At 41.0% G+C, this 18,665-nt stretch carries 14 protein-coding genes and 1 tRNA gene; 9 read left to right on the top strand and 6 right to left on the bottom strand.

All coding sequences use genetic code 11. From position 1 onward, the window contains the following. Positions 1-428: 428 nt before the first annotated feature. A tRNA-Gln gene (locus HPE63_RS05010) sits at positions 429-500 on the bottom strand. A 203-nt stretch (positions 501-703) separates the two neighbouring features. On the opposite strand from HPE63_RS05010, the gene HPE63_RS05015 reads away from it, so the two are divergent. Then, the gene (locus HPE63_RS05015; protein ID WP_188313169.1) at positions 704-4,069 is read left to right on the top strand and encodes a glycosyltransferase family 117 protein; all 3,366 of its coding nucleotides are present in this window, start codon (positions 704-706) and stop codon (positions 4,067-4,069) included. A gap of 94 nt (positions 4,070-4,163) precedes the next feature. Here HPE63_RS05015 and HPE63_RS05020 read toward each other — a convergent pair whose 3' ends face one another. From HPE63_RS05020 to HPE63_RS05030, 3 genes are all read right to left on the bottom strand, one after another. Beyond that, complete coding sequence (locus tag HPE63_RS05020; RefSeq protein ID WP_188313170.1) at positions 4,164-4,460, bottom strand: thioredoxin family protein; 297 nt, start codon at positions 4,458-4,460, stop codon at positions 4,164-4,166. Positions 4,461-4,552: 92 nt separating this feature from the next. Further along, entirely contained in the window at positions 4,553-5,782 is a 1,230-nt protein-coding gene (locus tag HPE63_RS05025) for a metallophosphoesterase (protein WP_188313171.1), read from the bottom strand. A 57-nt stretch (positions 5,783-5,839) separates the two neighbouring features. Next, positions 5,840-6,562 carry a copper homeostasis protein CutC gene (locus HPE63_RS05030; RefSeq protein WP_188313172.1) on the bottom strand — a complete coding sequence of 241 codons (723 nt, stop codon included), beginning with the start codon at positions 6,560-6,562 and terminating at the stop codon, positions 5,840-5,842. Between the two features lie 42 nt (positions 6,563-6,604). On the opposite strand from HPE63_RS05030, the gene HPE63_RS05035 reads away from it, so the two are divergent. From HPE63_RS05035 to HPE63_RS05045, 3 genes are all read left to right on the top strand, one after another. Then, entirely contained in the window at positions 6,605-7,600 is a 996-nt protein-coding gene (locus HPE63_RS05035) for an isoaspartyl peptidase/L-asparaginase family protein (RefSeq protein ID WP_188313173.1), read from the top strand. 150 nt (positions 7,601-7,750) lie between these two features. Further along, positions 7,751-10,585 (top strand): DNA polymerase I, encoded by a 2,835-nt coding sequence (gene polA, locus HPE63_RS05040; protein WP_188313174.1) that lies wholly within the window; start codon positions 7,751-7,753, stop codon positions 10,583-10,585. 119 nt (positions 10,586-10,704) lie between these two features. Beyond that, the gene (locus HPE63_RS05045) at positions 10,705-11,046 is read left to right on the top strand and encodes a T9SS type A sorting domain-containing protein (protein ID WP_188313175.1); all 342 of its coding nucleotides are present in this window, start codon (positions 10,705-10,707) and stop codon (positions 11,044-11,046) included. Between the two features lie 54 nt (positions 11,047-11,100). Here the strand turns inward: HPE63_RS05045 and HPE63_RS05050 are convergent, their stop codons facing one another. Further along, positions 11,101-11,601: a lipocalin family protein gene (locus HPE63_RS05050; RefSeq protein ID WP_188313176.1), complete on the bottom strand. Its 501-nt coding sequence runs from the start codon at positions 11,599-11,601 to the stop codon at positions 11,101-11,103. 77 nt (positions 11,602-11,678) lie between these two features. Next, positions 11,679-14,330: a DUF5916 domain-containing protein gene (locus HPE63_RS05055; protein WP_188313177.1), complete on the bottom strand. Its 2,652-nt coding sequence runs from the start codon at positions 14,328-14,330 to the stop codon at positions 11,679-11,681. Between the two features lie 261 nt (positions 14,331-14,591). Between HPE63_RS05055 and rplM the strand changes: the two genes are divergently transcribed. The 5 genes from rplM to pyrH all read left to right on the top strand — a co-directional run bounded on the left by rplM (position 14,592) and on the right by pyrH (position 18,635). Then, positions 14,592-15,047, top strand: coding sequence for a 50S ribosomal protein L13 (rplM, locus tag HPE63_RS05060; protein WP_188313738.1), 456 nt, complete (start codon positions 14,592-14,594; stop codon positions 15,045-15,047). Beyond that, positions 15,047-15,433 carry a 30S ribosomal protein S9 gene (rpsI, locus tag HPE63_RS05065; protein ID WP_188313178.1) on the top strand — a complete coding sequence of 129 codons (387 nt, stop codon included), beginning with the start codon at positions 15,047-15,049 and terminating at the stop codon, positions 15,431-15,433. Before rplM ends, rpsI begins: the two co-directional genes overlap by 1 nt. 262 nt (positions 15,434-15,695) lie before the next feature. After that, entirely contained in the window at positions 15,696-16,868 is a 1,173-nt protein-coding gene (rpsB, locus tag HPE63_RS05070) for a 30S ribosomal protein S2 (protein WP_188313179.1), read from the top strand. A gap of 77 nt (positions 16,869-16,945) precedes the next feature. Then, on the top strand, positions 16,946-17,770 hold the full coding sequence (gene tsf, locus HPE63_RS05075; protein ID WP_188313180.1) for a translation elongation factor Ts: 825 nt from the start codon (positions 16,946-16,948) through the stop codon (positions 17,768-17,770). A 157-nt stretch (positions 17,771-17,927) separates the two neighbouring features. Beyond that, positions 17,928-18,635, top strand: coding sequence for a UMP kinase (gene pyrH, locus HPE63_RS05080; RefSeq protein ID WP_188313181.1), 708 nt, complete (start codon positions 17,928-17,930; stop codon positions 18,633-18,635). Positions 18,636-18,665 lie beyond the last annotated feature (30 nt).

Here is an 18,665-nt window from a genome sequence, read left to right on the forward strand (position 1 = left end):
CCCTTCGGCTGCGCTCAGGATAAACTTCTCGTCCTAGCTTTTATACAAAAATAAATCCCGATATGTAAAAATACATCGGGATAAGGGAATATTCGTTGGCCTACTAGGACTCCCTTCGGCTGCGCTCAGGATAAACTTCTCGTCCTAGCTTTTATACAAAAATAAATCCCGATATGTAAAAATACATCGGGATAAGGGAATATTCGTTGGCCTACTAGGACTCCCTTCGGCTGCGCTCAGGATAAACTTCTCGTCCTAGCTTTTATACAAAAATAAATCCCGATATGTAAAAATACATCGGGATAAGGGAATATTCGTTGGCCTACTAGGACTCCCTTCGGCTTCGCTCAGGATAAACTTCTCGTCCTAGCTTTTACGCAAAAATAAATCCCGATACGTAAAAGAACATCGGGATTAGGGAATATTCGTTGGCCTACTAGGACTCGAACCTAGAACGACTGGACCAAAACCAGCTGTGTTGCCAATTACACCATAGGCCATTACCTTGCCTAACGAAAAAAAATCTATTGATTATTTCAGCATTAGAGCGTGCAAATTTAAGACAAAGTTTGGTTTGCACAAACATTTTTAAAAACATTCATTCAAAAAAACAGCAGTCACCGCTGTTAAAGGTTTATCAAAAATATGGGAGCATATCTATATTAATTACTAAATTCGCCCACAAGGTAAAACCACGAATTGCATGTTTTCAAAGAACTTCGAAAAATGGGACACCATACTCGGATGGGTCGTCTTCTTTATAGCCCTTATAACTTATAGCATTACCGTTGAACCCACCAGTAGTTTTTGGGACGCCGGGGAATATATTGCCACCTCTGCCAAATTACAGGTTGGGCACCCTCCTGGGGCACCCTTGTTGCAAATGATAGGTGCCTTTTTCGCCATGTTCGCCCTAGATCCCGATCAAGTTGCCCGTATGGTCAATTATGTTTCCGGTGTTAGCAGCTCATTCACCATTCTTTTCTTGTTTTGGACCATTACCAATCTTACCAGAAAACTGATAGGAAAGAATGATACATTGACCAATAGCAAGTCTATTGCCGTTTTGGGTAGCGGACTTGTTGGCGCTTTGGCGTTTACCTATTCGGACAGCTTTTGGTTCAATGCCGTAGAAACCGAAGTGTATGCCAGTGCAAGTTTTATTATGGCCCTGTTGCTCTGGTTAGGATTAAAATGGACGGACCATTTAGACACCCCTCGTGGCAACCGCTGGCTTATTCTCATTTCATTTGTTGTAGGCTTGACCTTCGGGATACAATTTATGGGCTTTTTGGCCATACCTTCCATTGGCCTGTTGTATTACTTTAAAAAATATAAAACCGTTACGGTAAAAAATTTCCTGCTAGCCAATATATTGGTGGTCGCCGTTCTAATGTTGGTCTACAAATTTTCATTGACCTATGTGCTAAAACTGTTTGGCTGGGCAGAGGTCTATTTTGTCAATAGCATAGGATTGCCCTTCAATTCCGGTTCCTTGATTATGGGATTCCTTTTTATAGCCGCTTTTTATTTTGGATTGCGCTATACCCGTAAAAATGATTTTCGAATTGCCAATACCATTGTGCTTTGCATCATGTTTTTGTTTTTTGGTTTCTCCACGTGGTTACTATTGCCGATCCGGGCCAATGCCAATGTAGTGATCAATGAAAACAATCCGTCCGACGCGAGGTCATTATTGGCTTATTACAATAGGGAGCAATATCCTGGCGTAGATAGTCCTGTTTACGGGGCATATTATTCAGATATATTCGCGCCTGCCGGAAAGGAAATGGATGACAAACCCAAGTATGAAAAAGATTTTGAGCAAGGTAAATATGTGATTGTCAACTATTATAAAAACGCCTTGCAGGACTCCAATGAAAAACACAAAGGTATTTTGCCCCGAATGTGGAGTGGTCAACATGCCGAAAACTACATGCGTTATTTTGGACCGTTGGATTTTAAGATGAAACAATCCAATGAAGAGCTACGACAAGCGGTAAACCAAGTAAAAACGGGTTATGCCAATGGCGAGATCGATGCAGAACAATACATCAGCTTTCTTAAGCGATTCGATGAATACCTCGAAGTACAACCCCCTACGGTTTGGCAGAATGTCAAGTACATGTTCGAGTTTCAGTTTGGGTATATGTACTGGCGTTATTTTATGTGGAATTTTGTCGGAAAGAACAACGATGTGCAAGGCCGATATGATGAAAATGGAAAATGGTTATCGGGAATACCCATCATAGACAGTGCTTTTCATGGCAGTCAAAAGAACTTGCCGAGTGACATCAAAGACAATAAAGCCAGGAACACCTATTTCTTTTTACCCTTGATTCTTGGCATTATCGGGATCTTGTTCCAGGTATCGAAAAACCCAAAACAGTTTTGGGTTTTGTTCGTTTTCTTTTTGTTCACCGGTATCGCGATCCAGTTTTATACGAATCCGTATATATTCCAACCGCGGGAGAGGGATTATTCCCTTGTAGGATCATTCTATGTTTTTGCCTTGTGGATAGGATTGGGAGTCTATGGTCTGTTCGATGAATTTAAAAAATGGGTAAGTCCAAAAATATTGGCCCCGGCCGTAACCCTTGTGTGCCTATTGGCGGTGCCAACGGTAATGGCCGTACAAAATTGGGATGACCATGACCGATCCAACCGATACACGGCCGAATCCTCGGCGAAATCGTATTTGGATTCTTGCCAAAAAGATGCAGGGGCCATTCTGTTCACTATTGGGGACAATGATACTTTTCCGCTATGGTATGCCCAAGAAATCGAAAATTATAGGACCGATGTGCGTATCGTTTGCACCAGTCTTTTCGAGACAGATTGGTATGTTGACCAAATGAAACGCAAGGCTTATTCAAGTGACCCGATACCATCCCAAATCACCCATGATAAATATCGATGGGGATCCAGGGACGTTCTATACTTTCAAAATGTAGACCCTTTATTCAGTCGTGAAGTATCTAAAAGCAGATGGAATATCAAGGATTTTATCGACTGGATCGATAGCGACAAGCCCCAGACCAAGTTCAAATTTTTCTTGGAACAACAAGATGTCGATGTTGACGAATATCCAGAGAATACACAAAACCTAGTGTATTACCCAACCCAGAAAATTCGTATCCCGGTTAATAAAAAGAATGCATTGGAAAGTGGACTTGTAAAAGCCAAGGATTCGGCTTTGATCGTTGATTATATCGATATCGACCTGCCGGGGGCGATTACCAAGAAAAGTATGATGATGTTGGATATTGTCGCCAATAACGATTGGAAACGGCCCCTTTATTTCTCCGGTGGAAGTTTTGATGATGCCGAATTCATTTGGATGAAAGACTATCTGCAATTAGATGGAATGGCCTATAAACTGGTGCCGATCAAAACAGAACGCAGCAATTCCTTTGATATGGGTAGAATAGATACCGACCTTATGTACGATATCGTCACAAAATGGGACTGGGGCAATTCTGGTAGTCATGATATTTACCACGACCCGCAAACCAGGGTTCAAGGTATTTCGTACCGAAGTAATTTAGCGCGCTTAATGGAAAAGTTGATCCAAGAAAACAAAATAGATAGAGCCAAGGATATCATAAACTTGGCGATGGAGAAAATGCCTGTGGCCTATTTTGGCTATTACCATTTTGTAGTGCCGTTCATTGATGGTTATTATAAGGTTGGGGAAACCACAAAGGCCCATGACCTATATGCCACCCTAAAGAAAATATACCAAGAGCGATTAGAGTACTATGAAGGAATTCCGTTAGATCAGCAATACGACAAAATCGATGCTATTATATCTGATATGGAATCGTACCGCAGATTGATCGATGTGCTTATTGGGAACAATGATAGGGAAATGGCCGAAAAGGAAACCTTGATCTTTAATGAATACATTGACAAATTCAGTCATTTCTATAAAGATGAAATCCTAGAAGAAGAACCGGTCATGGACGCCGATCCAGATATGACAGATAGCAATGCAGTCGATAATACCAAAACGGGTAACAATGTACAGGAATTGGATACTGTTCTGGAAATGGATGGAAACCAATAAAAAAAATCATTCCAACTGTCCTACGGCAGTAAAACAGAAACCGAATTGAAGTCCTAAGCTAACAAATTCCTAATAAAAGGGAATCACTAATCGATTACACGTATTCATTAAGGATACCGATAAGGGTATTGGCATCCTGTTCCCCGCTCTGGCGCCATACCATTTCACCCTTTTTGTAAATCATAAGGGTGGGCAATCCCTTGACACGAAGGGCTTGGGAAAGTTCCTTATTCTTATCAACATCGATCTTAATGACCTTGCCTTTATCGCCAAGGGCGGCAGCAACATCCCTAAGTACAGGATGCATTGCCGTTGATTGTTCGTTCCATTCTGCATAGAAATCCAACAAAACTGGAACTTGTAAATCTATCAGTTCACCAAACTTAGACATATGTAGTTCTTTCGGTTACAATCCAAATGTAAGAAAAAATGTTAAAAAACCTGTTTTTACTACGCTTTTGTAACTTTTTCTTGAAGTTAAAGTCATGTTAACGATTTTCTTTTCAATGTAATCACCGAAATTTCAGGCCAAATACCTACCCTTCCAGGATAACCTAAAAAGCCGAATCCACGATTCACATTGATAAATTGCCCCATTTCCTGATAAATACCTGCCCAATATTTATAGCGCCATTTAACCGGGCTCCATTTTACCCATCCTGGGATTTCAATTCCAAACTGCATCCCATGGGTATGACCGCTTAAGGTAAGATGATAATGGTAATCGTCGTTAATGACCACATCTTCCCAATGCGATGGATCATGGCTCATCAAGATTTTAAAATCATTCTTGGAAATGGCTTCCGTAGCTTTTGTTAGGTCACCTGCCTTTTTGAATCCGCCCCTACCCCAATTCTCAACACCGACCAAGGCAATTTTATCTTCCCCTTTTTCCAAATACCTACTTTCATTCAACAAAAGATCAAAACCGATTTCACGCTGAAGGTTTTTTAGCGTTTCAAGATTTTCGCTTTTCAATTCCTCGGTTTCCCAAGTTACATAATCCCCATAATCATGGTTGCCCAAAATAGAGTATTTACCTTCTTTGGCCTCCAATCTGGCAAAGGTATCTTTCCATGGCATCATTTCCTCGGCCTTATTGTTCACAAGATCACCCGTGAACAAAATAACATCGCTCTGCTGCTCATTAACAAGATCGATGGCATATTCTATTTTCTTTCGGTTATCGAAACTACCGCTATGCACATCCGAAATCTGCGTAATCTGAAATCCGTCGAAAGCCGCTGGCAGATCATCAAACTCCAATTGGTATTTTAGTACCTGAAAATTATATTTTCCACGATACATGCCATAAAGTAGAGCCCCAAACGGGATAGCGGCAATCCCCATGGCAATCATGCTTAAGAAACGTCTACGCTCAGGGAAACTGAATTCTTTACTGCCTCCGAACAACTTGTGATAGCTACCACTCAAAAAACGAAAAAGGTCTTCGGAGAAAAGAAAGATCACAGTGATTATATTAAAGGTAATTATGGTCAACAAAAAACCAAACGCATAACTTTTAGGACGGCTCAAGACCCGACCTGCATCATCACCCCAAGTAAATTGATATACAAAATTCAATAGTATTAACAAAGCAATACCTATATATGTAAAATACACCCAAGGGAATCTGGTCACCGTTCTAAGGGCCTGTAGGGCATAGAAACAAAGAGCGCTATAAATCGCTATAAAAATTATCCAACGCAGCATAATGGGGTTTTTAACAAAGATATTTCTTTAAAAAATGTTGTTGCTACCATTTACGGTTTATTTAACTTCCTTCACTACTTTTCGCAAGACGTCGACATTCGAGACAAAAACACCCTCATCCCTCAAGAACGAAGGGGTGTTCATCGAAATGTGTGGGGTGGCATTCAGGCGCTTTTCATAAACTGTTCCCGATAAATGCACTGCAAGAAACCCACCGATCTTAAATTGATGAACGTTATCGGCGGTTACACCGCTTCCTGGCATTATAATGCATGAGGATGCTTGCCTGTTCAATTCGGACAATAGACCGATTCCTTCCAAGGCCGATTTTTTCTGGCCTGACGAAAGAATATAATCCACTCCTAAATCTTCCAATTGTTTTAAGGTTTCTGTGGGATTTAACACCCAATCAAATGCCCTATGGAAGGTAAATTTTAAATCCCCTGAGGCATCAACCAATTTTTTGGTTCGTTCAACATCCAAGGTCAAATCGGTATTCAATACCCCCGAAACAATACCATCGAAACCCATTTTAACGCAAAGTGCGATATTCATAAGCATAATATCGAATTCCCCATCGGTATAGGAAAAATCCCCACTTCGTGGACGAATAAGCACATGCACAGGGATATTAATTTGCCCTTTTATCGCCTTCAAAAGTCCATACGAAGGCGTAATTCCACCTACGGCCAACTCAGAACAAAGCTCAATTCTATCGGCTCCACATTTTTCCGCATTCAAGGCAGATTGCAATGAATTGGCACAAACTTCTACTAACATATTGCTTATATTTAACACTCTAAAATTAAGTAACACCTGCCGATGAAACGAAGAAAGTTCTTAAAAAATTCCAGTACGCTTACCGCCGGAATGATTTCTGCCCCTTTATTGGCATCATGCCAGGACCCTAAAATTATTGAGACAAATCTAGCTGAAAATCCCAGCGGTACGAAACCTATTGCTATCTGTACGTGGAATTTTGAAAATGCCACTGCGAAAGCTTGGGAAGTGCTCAAAGAGGGAGGCAGTGCTTTGGATGCGGTTGAACAGGGTGTTATGGTCGAAGAGGCCGATATTAACAACCAGACGGTTGGTAAAGGAGGCCGACCTGACAGGAATGGAAACGTGACCTTGGATGCCTGTATCATGGATAAGGATGGCAATTGTGGGGCCGTGCTTTGTATACAGAATATTGCACACCCTATCTCGGTAGCAAGGAAAGTAATGGAAGAAACACCCCACGTGATGTTAGCTGGTAAAGGTGCCGAACTGTTTGGGTATGAAATGGGCTTTGAGAAAACCAGCCTACTTACCGAAAAATCGAAATTGGAATGGTTGGAATGGAAAAAAACATCGGAATACAAACCCATAATAAATATCGAAAACCACGATACCATTGGTATGTTGGCCATTGATAAGAACGGGGATATTTCGGGAGCATGTACAACAAGCGGTATGGCCTATAAATTTGCTGGGCGTGTTGGGGATTCCCCGATTGTAGGGGCCGGACTGTTTGTCGATAATGAAGTCGGCGGGGCAACAGCTACCGGGGTTGGCGAGGAAGTGGTACGTACGGTGGGCAGCTTTTTAATCGTAGAACTCATGCGACAGGGCAAATCGCCACAAGAAGCCTGTGAAGAAGGTGTAAAGCGAATTTTGGCCAAAAACAAAGAAAATACCGACTTTCAAATTGGTTTTATCGCTATGAACAAAAAAGGGGAAACCGGTAGTTATTGCATTCAACCCGGGTTTACGTACCGGCAATATTCAGAAAGTGGACATGTGAATACCCCTTCGGATTCCTTTATAAAATCTTAACCTATCTTTTATAGGGTACAAGACGAAACGCCCTTGTCCTTAGCCGATAAAAATTAACGACCCCTGCTAGAATGAAGTTTCTTTTCCAAGCATATGAATTAATGCCAAAAGCAATAATCTTCGTAGTTTTACGAAATTCAAAAAATTAAAATGGCCGAACAAAAACGACTTTTTCTCCTTGATGCCTACGCCTTGATATTTCGTGGGTACTATGCTCTTATAAAAAACCCAAGAATCAATTCAAAAGGCATGGACACTTCTGCCATAATGGGGTTCACGAATTCCCTATTCGATGTGATAAAACGAGAGAAACCTGACCATTTGGCCGTATGTTTTGACAAAGGAGGAAGTACCGAGAGAACGGAAATGTTCCCAGAGTACAAGGCGAATCGGCTTGAAACACCCGATGCCATAAAAATAGCCGTACCCTATATTCAGAAAATCTTAAAGGCCATGCATATCCCAGTCGTGGTTCAAGAAGGTTGGGAAGCTGATGACATCATCGGAACGTTGGCCAAACAAGCTGAAAAAGAGGACTATAAGGTGTATATGGTTACGCCGGATAAGGATTTTGGACAATTGGTCTCTGAAAATATATTTATGTACCGCCCTGCGCGAATGGGCAATGGTATCGAAATATGGGGGATTCCAGAAATACAAAAACGTTTTGGGGTTGAACGACCAGACCAGGTTATCGATTATTTAGGAATGATGGGCGATGCAAGTGATAATATTCCTGGTCTCCCCGGTGTAGGTGACAAGACCGCCAAAAAATTCATTGAGGAATTTGGGTCCTTGGAAGGACTTTTGGCAAATACCGACAAGTTAAAGGGAAAAATGAAAGAGAAGGTGGAAGAACATGGCGAACTAGGTCTGCTCTCAAAAAAACTAGCCACTATTTGCACCACCGTAGATGTAACTTTTGATGCCGATGATTATATCCTTTCTGAGCCAGATGGTGGCAAAGTACAAGAAATTTTTGAGGAACTCGAATTTAGAAGACTAAAAGATCAGTTCCTTAAGATATTCTCGGGTGAGCCAGATATAACACCAAATAATCCAGAAGGTAAAACACCTATATCGAAGGCGCCCGTAGAAGCTGGCGGCGGACAGTTTTCTCTTTTCGGGAACGATGGCAATGCCCCGGCCACAATAAAGAAAACCTCCGGAAGAAAGACCATTAAAGACGTTCCGCATGTATACCAGAGTGTTACCGGAACTATGGGCTTGAAGCTTTTTATGCAAAATGTAATGAAACAAACATCCGTTTGTTTTGATACGGAGACCACAGGTTTGAATCCACTTACTGCCGAGTTAGTGGGAATCGCCTTTTCATGGGAAACGGGAAAAGGATTCTATATCCCATTTCCTGAAAATAAAGAAGAAGCCCAAGAACTTATAGAGCACTTGAGGCCCTTTTTCGAATCCTCGGCCATCGAGAAGATAGGTCAGAATCTTAAGTATGACATTAAAGTTTTACATAAATACGATATTCAGGTAAAAGGCAAATGTTTTGACACCATGTTGGCCCACTATCTGATTAATCCAGACATGCGCCACAATATGGACGTATTATCGGAAACTTATTTGAATTATACCCCGGTATCGATCACTGAACTCATCGGTAAAAAAGGTAAAAACCAATTGAGTATGCGAGATATTCCATTGGAGCAACAGACCGAATACGCTGTTGAAGACGCCGATATCACCTATCAATTAGCACAGCATTTTAGACCTGAATTGGCGGAAGCCAAAACAGAAGAGCTTTTTGAGACTATCGAAATTCCGCTCTTACATGTTTTGGCGGATATGGAATTGGAAGGGATTAATCTGGATCAGGAATTTTTGCATTCGCTCTCCGAAGACCTGGACAATGACATTAAAAATCTGGAGACAAAAATCTATAAAGAAGCCGATCAAGAGTTTAATATTGCCTCCCCCAAACAATTGGGTGAGATACTCTTCGATAAATTGAAATTGGTCGATAAGCCTAAGAAGACAAAAACAGGTCAGTATTCCACTGCAGAGGATGTATTGTCCTATTTGGCCAAAGACCATCAAATCATTCGGGATGTGCTCGAATATCGCGGTTTGAGCAAACTCAAAAGCACCTATGTTGATGCATTGCCAGAACAGGTAGAACCGTCGACAGGTAGGGTACATACCGATTATATGCAAACCGTTGCCGCAACAGGACGTCTAAGCAGTAACAATCCCAATCTACAGAACATCCCTATAAGAACTGAAAGAGGGCGACAAGTGCGTAAGGCATTCGTGCCTAGGGATGGGAATTACACGTTGTTAGCCGCGGATTATTCACAGATTGAATTGCGGATCATTGCTGCTTTAAGTAAAGAAACCACAATGATCGAGGCGTTTAAGAATGGAGAGGATATTCATGCATCAACGGCCTCCAAAGTTTTCAATATACCACTAGAAGAGGTGACACGTGAACAGCGTAGCAATGCTAAGACCGTGAATTTCGGAATCATTTATGGCGTATCGGCTTTTGGGTTGAGCAACCAGACCGACCTGTCACGATCCGAAGCCAAGGAATTGATAGAAACCTATTATAAGACCTATCCCAAGCTTCGAAACTTTATCAGCGAACAGATCGACTTTGCCCGTGACCATGGCTACGTGCAAACCGTTTTGGGAAGACGTAGGTATTTAAAGGATATCAATGGAAGCAATCAAGTGGTTCGAGGTGCCGCCGAACGGAATGCCGTTAATGCCCCCATACAAGGCAGCGCTGCGGATATCATCAAAATTGCGATGATCAACATCCATAAAAAACTTAACAAGGGCAAGTATAAAACCAAGATGTTATTACAGGTTCACGATGAATTGGTCTTTGATGTCTATAAACCCGAGCTAGAGGAATTAAAAACCCTTATAAAATCCGAAATGGAGAACGCTTATAAACTTGATGTTCCCCTAGATGTGGATTTGGGCGTAGGGAATAATTGGTTAGAGGCACATTAAGCTTTTATAAAAAGCTGTTACGTTAAAACTAAGCTAAAATATAGGTTTATAATCCGAATCATATACTATTCAATAGTCGTTGGGCGTTGAAGATAAACTAGCCGTAACGGAGGATTGATATGAAAAGGGCAATTTCAATTTTAGCATTGATTTTTTTCTGCGCTGTCGGATCGGGCCAAGTGAATTCTGATTCTTTTGGAGGTCAAGAAAACCAAACGGTTCAAAAGATCAAGGTTTTTCCGAATCCAGCGACCAACGTGGTCAATATTCTAGGACTTACAAACAGTGCTAAAGCAGATATCCTGATATCGGATGTTTACGGAAACGCCCTATTAAAACATCAGTGGCATATTAAAAACAATGCCATTAATATTCCTATTGCTACTTTAGAACCAGGAATTTATATGGTAACAATAATATCCCCAGAGCAAAAAGTACAGACCAGGTTCTATAAAAAATAAAAGTCCACCCCGTAAAAAGGTAGACTTTGAAATCTTCAAAACACATTTTTCAGATTATTTTCTTGTGAAAATAGCTTCTGCCCCTTCTAAATTGTCTTCGTTTACAACTTCGGCTGGAATAGTTAAGGTGTCACCATCCAATTTTATAGTAATTGTTTCCTCCATAGCATTTTCATCTATAAAAGTCAATTGGTCACCGTCTAACTCCCAAGTAGAAGAACTGGTTTCAACATTGGTAGGGCATTCTATCAATAGCCCGTTACCTTCGGGGTTAACATCTCTTCCCGTTTCCGTGAAATCCTTGGCCACTGCAGTTACCGTGTTGTCCGATTTAAATTCAAAAACCAGGATTTCGCAACCTGAAGCGGTTAAAACTTCGATAACATCATTCGCCAACCTTATTTCGTTGGGTGAACTTGCATTATCTATATTCAACTGTGTGAACTTCCATGTCCCTACAATGGAATCTTCATTTAGCAAATCATCTCCCTTATCCGTAGAGCAAGAAAAAACAAAGAAAAAAGCAAATAGATATAATATAGTAGTACGTTTCATCATCTTTCGTTTAGTTAGCATTATCTAGGCCTAAACGTAAAAATGAAGAATTTAGTATAAATAACAAGAATAACGGATTACAAAATAAACCGATACGTTGCCTTGATCAAGAAAATGTTCTGTGGTTTCTCCTTATTGAAAACAGTCTCCCGCAAATCTTGAAATAGCATTTCCTGTGGATTGCCTGATTGCGACAAGTCTTGGGACCAAACCAAGTAAATCTCGGATCCAGGAGTGTATTCCCAACGTACTACCAGGTTAGAACGGAATTGGACAAAAGAGAAATCAGGATTATCAAAGCTGAAGTCGGTGGCACCGTCCAAATCTGCATCTACGGCATACACATCTTCCGTTAATGAAACCTGGTTATCTGAAAATTGGGTGATGCGATCTCTAAAATTTTTTGCCAAAGGATCGGTTACTTCCTTGAAATCGGTATATCGCCCCCTGGAAATAAAGGGTTGCCCCCAATATTGAATCGTCAGATTGGGGTTTATGGTATAATTAAGACGGAAAGACATACTCAAGGTCCTTTGGTCAACCGTCCCGTTCAAATAACGGGTATCACCATTGACATCGAGATTATCTATGTACTGCAACTTGTTTTTATTGACCCCATATTCAGGGGATGCAGAAATTCGAAGTGAATTTATAGGTTGGTAGACCACACCGAATTCCGCATAATAGGAACTGAATGAATCGTCGACGGCTTTGTTCCCGTTATGGAAAAAATCGAATCTTAACTTTTTTCGCTCATCCATACTGATTCCATTCCAAAAGCTGAATTGAGGTGATTCCCTTAATCTGGGCCCTCCCCGTAAGGCGAAATTTGAATAGGATACCGTTTCATAGTTCATTCCAATATTACTGAACCAATTGTTTTTCCAATTTTGCCATGAATTGGTATTGAACATCAAGCTATTATGATTTCCCCCGAAATCCCAGACACTCCAATGATTATAATTGATCCCTACTTTTCTAAAAGTATTATCGGGTCTCAAGGTTTGATACCCGATCCATGTGTAATGACGAATGTCATCGGCACGTCTTTGAAAACCTATATCGTTCAATTCAAGTTCCGGTGATCGCCAGGTCGCCCCAGTTTCAAACTTCCAGTGCCCATTACCTATTTTTCCAAGTTGCAGGTTGCCCCCTGTTCCGGTTAACGAGGTTCTTTCCGGATCAACTTCCACATGCCCTGCCCCGACCCTTTGAAACAAATGTGCGATGGATTCCTGGGTGTTCTGTATCGCTACTTCACTTCCTTTAACGTGACTCCATATAAAATTACCCCCAACGTACCAATCGCGTTCATTCCATTGATGTTTAAAATCGAACCCTCCTGAATAGGCCGACCTATGTAAAAAATCAAGGTCTTCGGTCAATCGATCCCTATTGGTTGCCGTAAATATTCCCCCTATAAAGCTATTTCGGTCATTGAAATCTTTTTGTAACCGACCCACAAAATAATTGGTCAAGGGTTCTACCACTTCTTTTCTACGCTGTCCATTAGTATCTATAGTGGCATATTTTTTTGCGGTAACACTCTCTAACACCCCAATAGACCATCCGTTCTTGGTCTTACCACTGAATTTGGCCGCTCCTAATATATTGGTGTTTTCGGGTTGATCCACATATTCATTGTCCCCAGCATCAGGATACCCTTGCGGACTTCGCCCAATACGGCGCGAGTAGAACAAATTATCAGAGCCAAAGGTATTTCCTGCTTGGGAAGAAGACACACTGTAATCGAAAATGTTTTTGTTCTCAACAAAAAACGGTCGTTGTTCTTCAAAGAAAATCTGGAAACCGTCCAAGGCGATGGCCGAGGGATCAGCTTCTACCTGTCCAAAATCCGGATTTATGGTCAGGTCCATAGTCATATCATTGGTTATTCCAATTTTCGCATCTAGACCCACGGTCAACTTACCATCGCTCCCATCGCGAAAGGGATTGCCTTCTTCGGCCTCATAGGTTCTTACACTCCCCACGGTATAAGGCTGTATTTCAAGTTGCTTTTGGGGTTCCAAATTCAATAATCCGTGCAGTTCACCAAATTCACTGACGAAACCTCCGGTATCCGGTGGTAAGCGTTGCCACACCGAACGCTCTTCTTCCCTGAAATGTCTTCGCATCACTTCAAATCCCCATACCTGTTCTTTAGACTTACCGAATTTCAATTGGCTTAAAGGTATTTTCATTTCGGCTGTCCAGCCGTCTGCACCTATATGTGTTTTGGTATACCAAATAGGATTCCAACTATCATCTTCATTTCCACCATTATTCGATTCAAATACATCGCCCTTTACCCCTGCTGCCGATACAATGAATCCGAAGGCAGTTCGCTTATCATGGTAGCTATCGATGAAAATACCCACCCAATCCCCATCAAAACCATCGCGACGCGAAAGTCGTTTTACAATTTTTTCGGGTTCGCTGTCCAAACAATGTATGCCTACATAAATGAATTTTTGATCATAAGTGAGCTTAAATCGGGTCTGGTTGCTCGGTGCGGTATTTTCATCAGGTCTAGATTCTATAAAATCATTTTCCCAATCAACAATATTCCAAGAAATATCATCTAGAACACCATCAATAATCGGTGGTTTTGCAGCTTCCAAGGCCCTCGTTGTATAAATTCTTTTAGGTACGACTTTCGTTGAATCCTGTGCAAGTGAAGTTGTTTGTACAATCAATATCGAACAAATTAATAGAAGGCCGGTCCTCATTTGAATGATTGTTTATGATCGATGTGTTACTAAAAGACTAGTGGTATAAGGAAACGTTACACTACCTTTGCTTTTTAAGATTATTTTAACAGAAATAATCGAACTCTTGCCACCCAAATAATGGAAAAATAGAAAGTCACTTTACATCCTTTTTTAATTCGAAAAAATATTCCGAATTTAGCATTTGTATTTCTGCATATTAATTGTACATTTGCACCCCGTTTATAGGGATTGGAGTATTTAATCAATAAAAATATTAGTGTGGACACATTAAGCTACAAGACTATATCTGCCAATAAAACTACTGTAAACAAGCAGTGGTTATTGGTCGATGCTGAAGGAGAGACATTAGGACGTCTTGCTTCTAAAGTTGCCAAATTACTTAGGGGCAAACATAAACCTAATTTTACTCCCCATGTTGATTGTGGAGACAACGTTGTTATCATCAATGCTGAAAAAATTTACCTTTCAGGAAATAAATGGGAAAGCAAAACATACAGTCGCTACACGGGTTACCCAGGTGGTCAACGTACGTCAACGGTAAAACAAGTGTTGGACAAGAATCCTGAAAGGATTGTAGAAAAAGCTATCAAAGGAATGCTCCCAAAAAATAAGTTAGGTGCGGATCTTTTCAGAAACCTTAAGGTAAATGTAGGGCCAAGCCACGATCAGGAAGCCCAAAAACCAACTGTTATAAATTTAAACGACCTTAAATAATGGAAGTAATTCACAAAATAGGGAGAAGAAAAACGGCCGTTGCACGAGTTTATCTTTCAGAAGGCAAAGGAGACATCACAGTAAATGACAGGGAGTTAGCCAAATATTTTCCTACGGCTACCCTTCAATACAAAGTGAAGCAAGCATTTGCTTTGACCAATACCGAGGACAACTACAATGTTAAAGTCAATGTATACGGGGGAGGTATAACCGGTCAGGCCGAAGCTATTCGATTGGCTCTTTCCAGGGCTTTGTGCGAAATTGATGCAGAAAATAGAGCTGCGCTAAAACCTGAAGGTCTATTGACCAGGGATCCCAGAATGGTGGAACGTAAGAAATTCGGTCAGAAGAAGGCCCGTAAGAAGTTCCAGTTCTCCAAGCGTTAATGGCATTGCTGAACTTGTTTCAGCATCATTACAATATTGAATACATACTGAATCGAGTTCAGTATTAACCCAGTTCATTGAAAGTCCCTTTTTTGGGGCAATTAAAAAATCCTGATTTTCATTTCCGATGAAAGTATCGATTCGAACAATGAATCGATTTTCAGGTAAATTAGTTTAGCATCTAAATGCTTGAGGCTTTGCGTCATAGGCGCGATACCACTCTAGCATTGCTAATTCAAAAGAACGTAAACTAAATTTAAAAATGGCGAAAGTCGAAGTAAAAGAATTATTGGAAGCAGGTGTGCATTTTGGCCACCTAACAAGAAAATGGAATCCCAACATGGCGCCCTACATCTACATGGAGCGCAACGGAATCCACGTTATCAACCTTTACAAAACGGTAGCAAAACTAGATGAGGCCAATGAGGCCCTTAAAAAAATTGCTGCCTCAGGCCGAAAAATACTTTTTGTGGCCACTAAAAAACAAGCCAAGGATATCGTTGCCGAAAAAGTAGCAAATGTAAACATGCCATACATCACTGAAAGATGGCCAGGAGGCATGTTGACCAACTTTGTGACAATACGTAAAGCTGTTAAGAAAATGGCTTCGATCGACCGAATGAAGAAAGATGGAACGTTCAATACACTTTCTAAAAAGGAACGATTACAAGTTGACCGTTTGCGTGCCAAATTAGAAAAGAACTTGGGGTCCATTTCTGAAATGACCCGTCTTCCTGGGGCGCTTTTTATCGTGGACACCATGAGGGAACACATTGCGGTCAAGGAAGCCCAAAAATTGAACATCCCCATTTTCGCCATGGTCGATACCAATTGCGACCCTAGGGATATCGATTTTGTGATTCCATCGAATGATGATGCCTCCAAGTCCATAGCCATAATAATGGGCCAAGTCACTGATGCTGTTGCCGAAGGTCTATCTGAAAGAAAGGCTGAAAAACAGGTTGATCCTGAAGAAGGAAAGGGCAAGAAGAGGGAAAAAATCACACAAGAAGCTCCAAAAGTCGCATCTTCAAAGATTGAATCTGCCCCAAAAGCAAAGAAAATCGAGGAAGCACCTGTCGTTGCCGAAGCACCAGCTGTAAAGGACGATACAAAACCGACCAAAGTAGCCGAAGAGAAAAAAGTAGCCGCAGAGAAAGCTGTTGAATCGAAAATGACCAAAAGTGATGATTTTACAAAAATAGAAGGGATTGGTCCCAAAGCAGCGGAAGCCATAATTAACGCCGGCATTAAATCCTTTGCAGAATTATCAAAGGCCAAAGCTGATGAAATCAAGGAAATTTTGACCGAGGCAAGTTCAAGAATGGCTCATTTAGATCCAACTTCTTGGCCGAAGCAAGCTAAAATGGCAGCAAAAGGCAAGTGGGACGAGCTTAAGGAATGGCAAGACAATGCCAAAGGGGGTGTTGAATAGATAGCCACAAAGCAGGGATTAAATGAAATAACAACATTATTGTCATATACCTATGACAGTATTAAATAACAAATAAGATGGCTAAAATTACCGCCGCAGAAGTAAATAAGTTGAGAAAGACCACCGGAGCAGGAATGATGGACTGCAAAAATGCCTTGGTCGAATCAGAAGGGGATTTCGAAAAAGCTATCGAGATTCTTCGTAAAAAAGGTCAAAAAGTGGCCGCTAAAAGAGCCGATAGGGAATCGTCGGAAGGAGCAGCCATTGCAAAAGTTAATGAGGACAACACCTTAGGTGTAATCATTTCCTTGAACTGTGAAACCGATTTCGTTGCGAAAAATGAAAGCTTTGTTAATTTAGCCAATGATTTGGCTACGTTGGCCTTGAAATATGACAATAAGGAAGAATTCCTCGCAGCATCCTTCAATGGCTTAAGTGTCCAAGAAAAACTAACAGAGCAAACCGGTGTGATTGGTGAAAAGATAGAAATTGGTGGTTTTGCCAAGTTGAACGCCCCTTATGTGGGTTCCTATATCCATGCAGGAAATAAAATTGCGACATTGGCAGGCCTCTCGGCCGCTGTTGATGGAGCTGCCTTAATTGCGAAAGACGTTGCCATGCAAGCCGCAGCGATGAACCCTGTCGCTTTGAATGAAGAAGGAGTCGACCAATCGGTAATTGATAAGGAAATCGAAATAGCGAAAGACCAATTACGCCAGGAAGGCAAACCAGAAGCCATGTTGGATAACATCGCTAAAGGCAAGTTAAAACGATTCTTTAAGGATAATACCTTAGTGAACCAAGATTTTATTAAGGATAGTAAGCAAAGCGTCGCTCAATATGTGAAGTCGGCTGATGCCAATTTGACCATAACAGGATTCAAAAGGGTTGCTTTAGGATAAATAAAGCCTTTCATAACCTATAAAAACCACCTTTCTTACATTAAGGTGGTTTTTTTTTGGATGTTTCACTTGGAAATAAACCCGGCACTTTTTATACAGTGTATCTAAACTATATCATAAGTTTTTTTGATTATTTTTGTTAAAACAATAACAGCGCATGCATTATAACAGAATACTACTAAAACTAAGTGGAGAGGCCTTAATGGGCGAAAAAAAATACGGAATCGATCCCAAAAGACTTAAGGAATATGCGCAGGAAATAAAGGAAGTTGTTGATAAAGGCATGCAAGTGGCCATTGTCATCGGTGGAGGTAATATTTTTAGGGGAGTGGCCGGTGCCAGTAATGGAATGGATCGTGTACAAGGAGACCATATGGGCATGTTGGCAACAGTAATTAACGGCTTGGCCCTCCAAAGTGCATTGGAGATCGAAGGGGTAGAAACCCGTTTACAATCGGCCATAAAGATAAATGAGGTAGCCGAACCTTTTATCCGCAGACGCGCCATACGACATCTGGAAAAAGGAAGGGTTGTTATTTTTGGAGGGGGAACGGGAAACCCCTATTTCACAACTGACTCTGCCGCAGTATTGCGTGCTATCGAAATAGAGGCCGATGTTATCCTAAAAGGTACCCGAGTCGACGGGATATATACGTCAGATCCAGAAAAAAACAAAGATGCCACCAAATTTGATACCATTTCATTTAATGACGTCTTAAGAAAAGGATTGAAAGTCATGGACACCACTGCGTTCACTTTAAGTCAAGAAAACGAACTCCCAATCATAGTTTTTGATATGAACAAGAAAGGGAATCTTTTAAGGGTCCTCGACGGAGAAAATGTGGGCACTAAAGTAAATCTATAATTTTGGTATACTTTGTGCTATTTTTAGTTA

Origin of the sequence: Maribacter arenosus, from assembly GCF_014610845.1 — a bacterium.
Classification (GTDB): Bacteria; Bacteroidota; Bacteroidia; order Flavobacteriales; family Flavobacteriaceae; genus Maribacter_A; species Maribacter_A arenosus.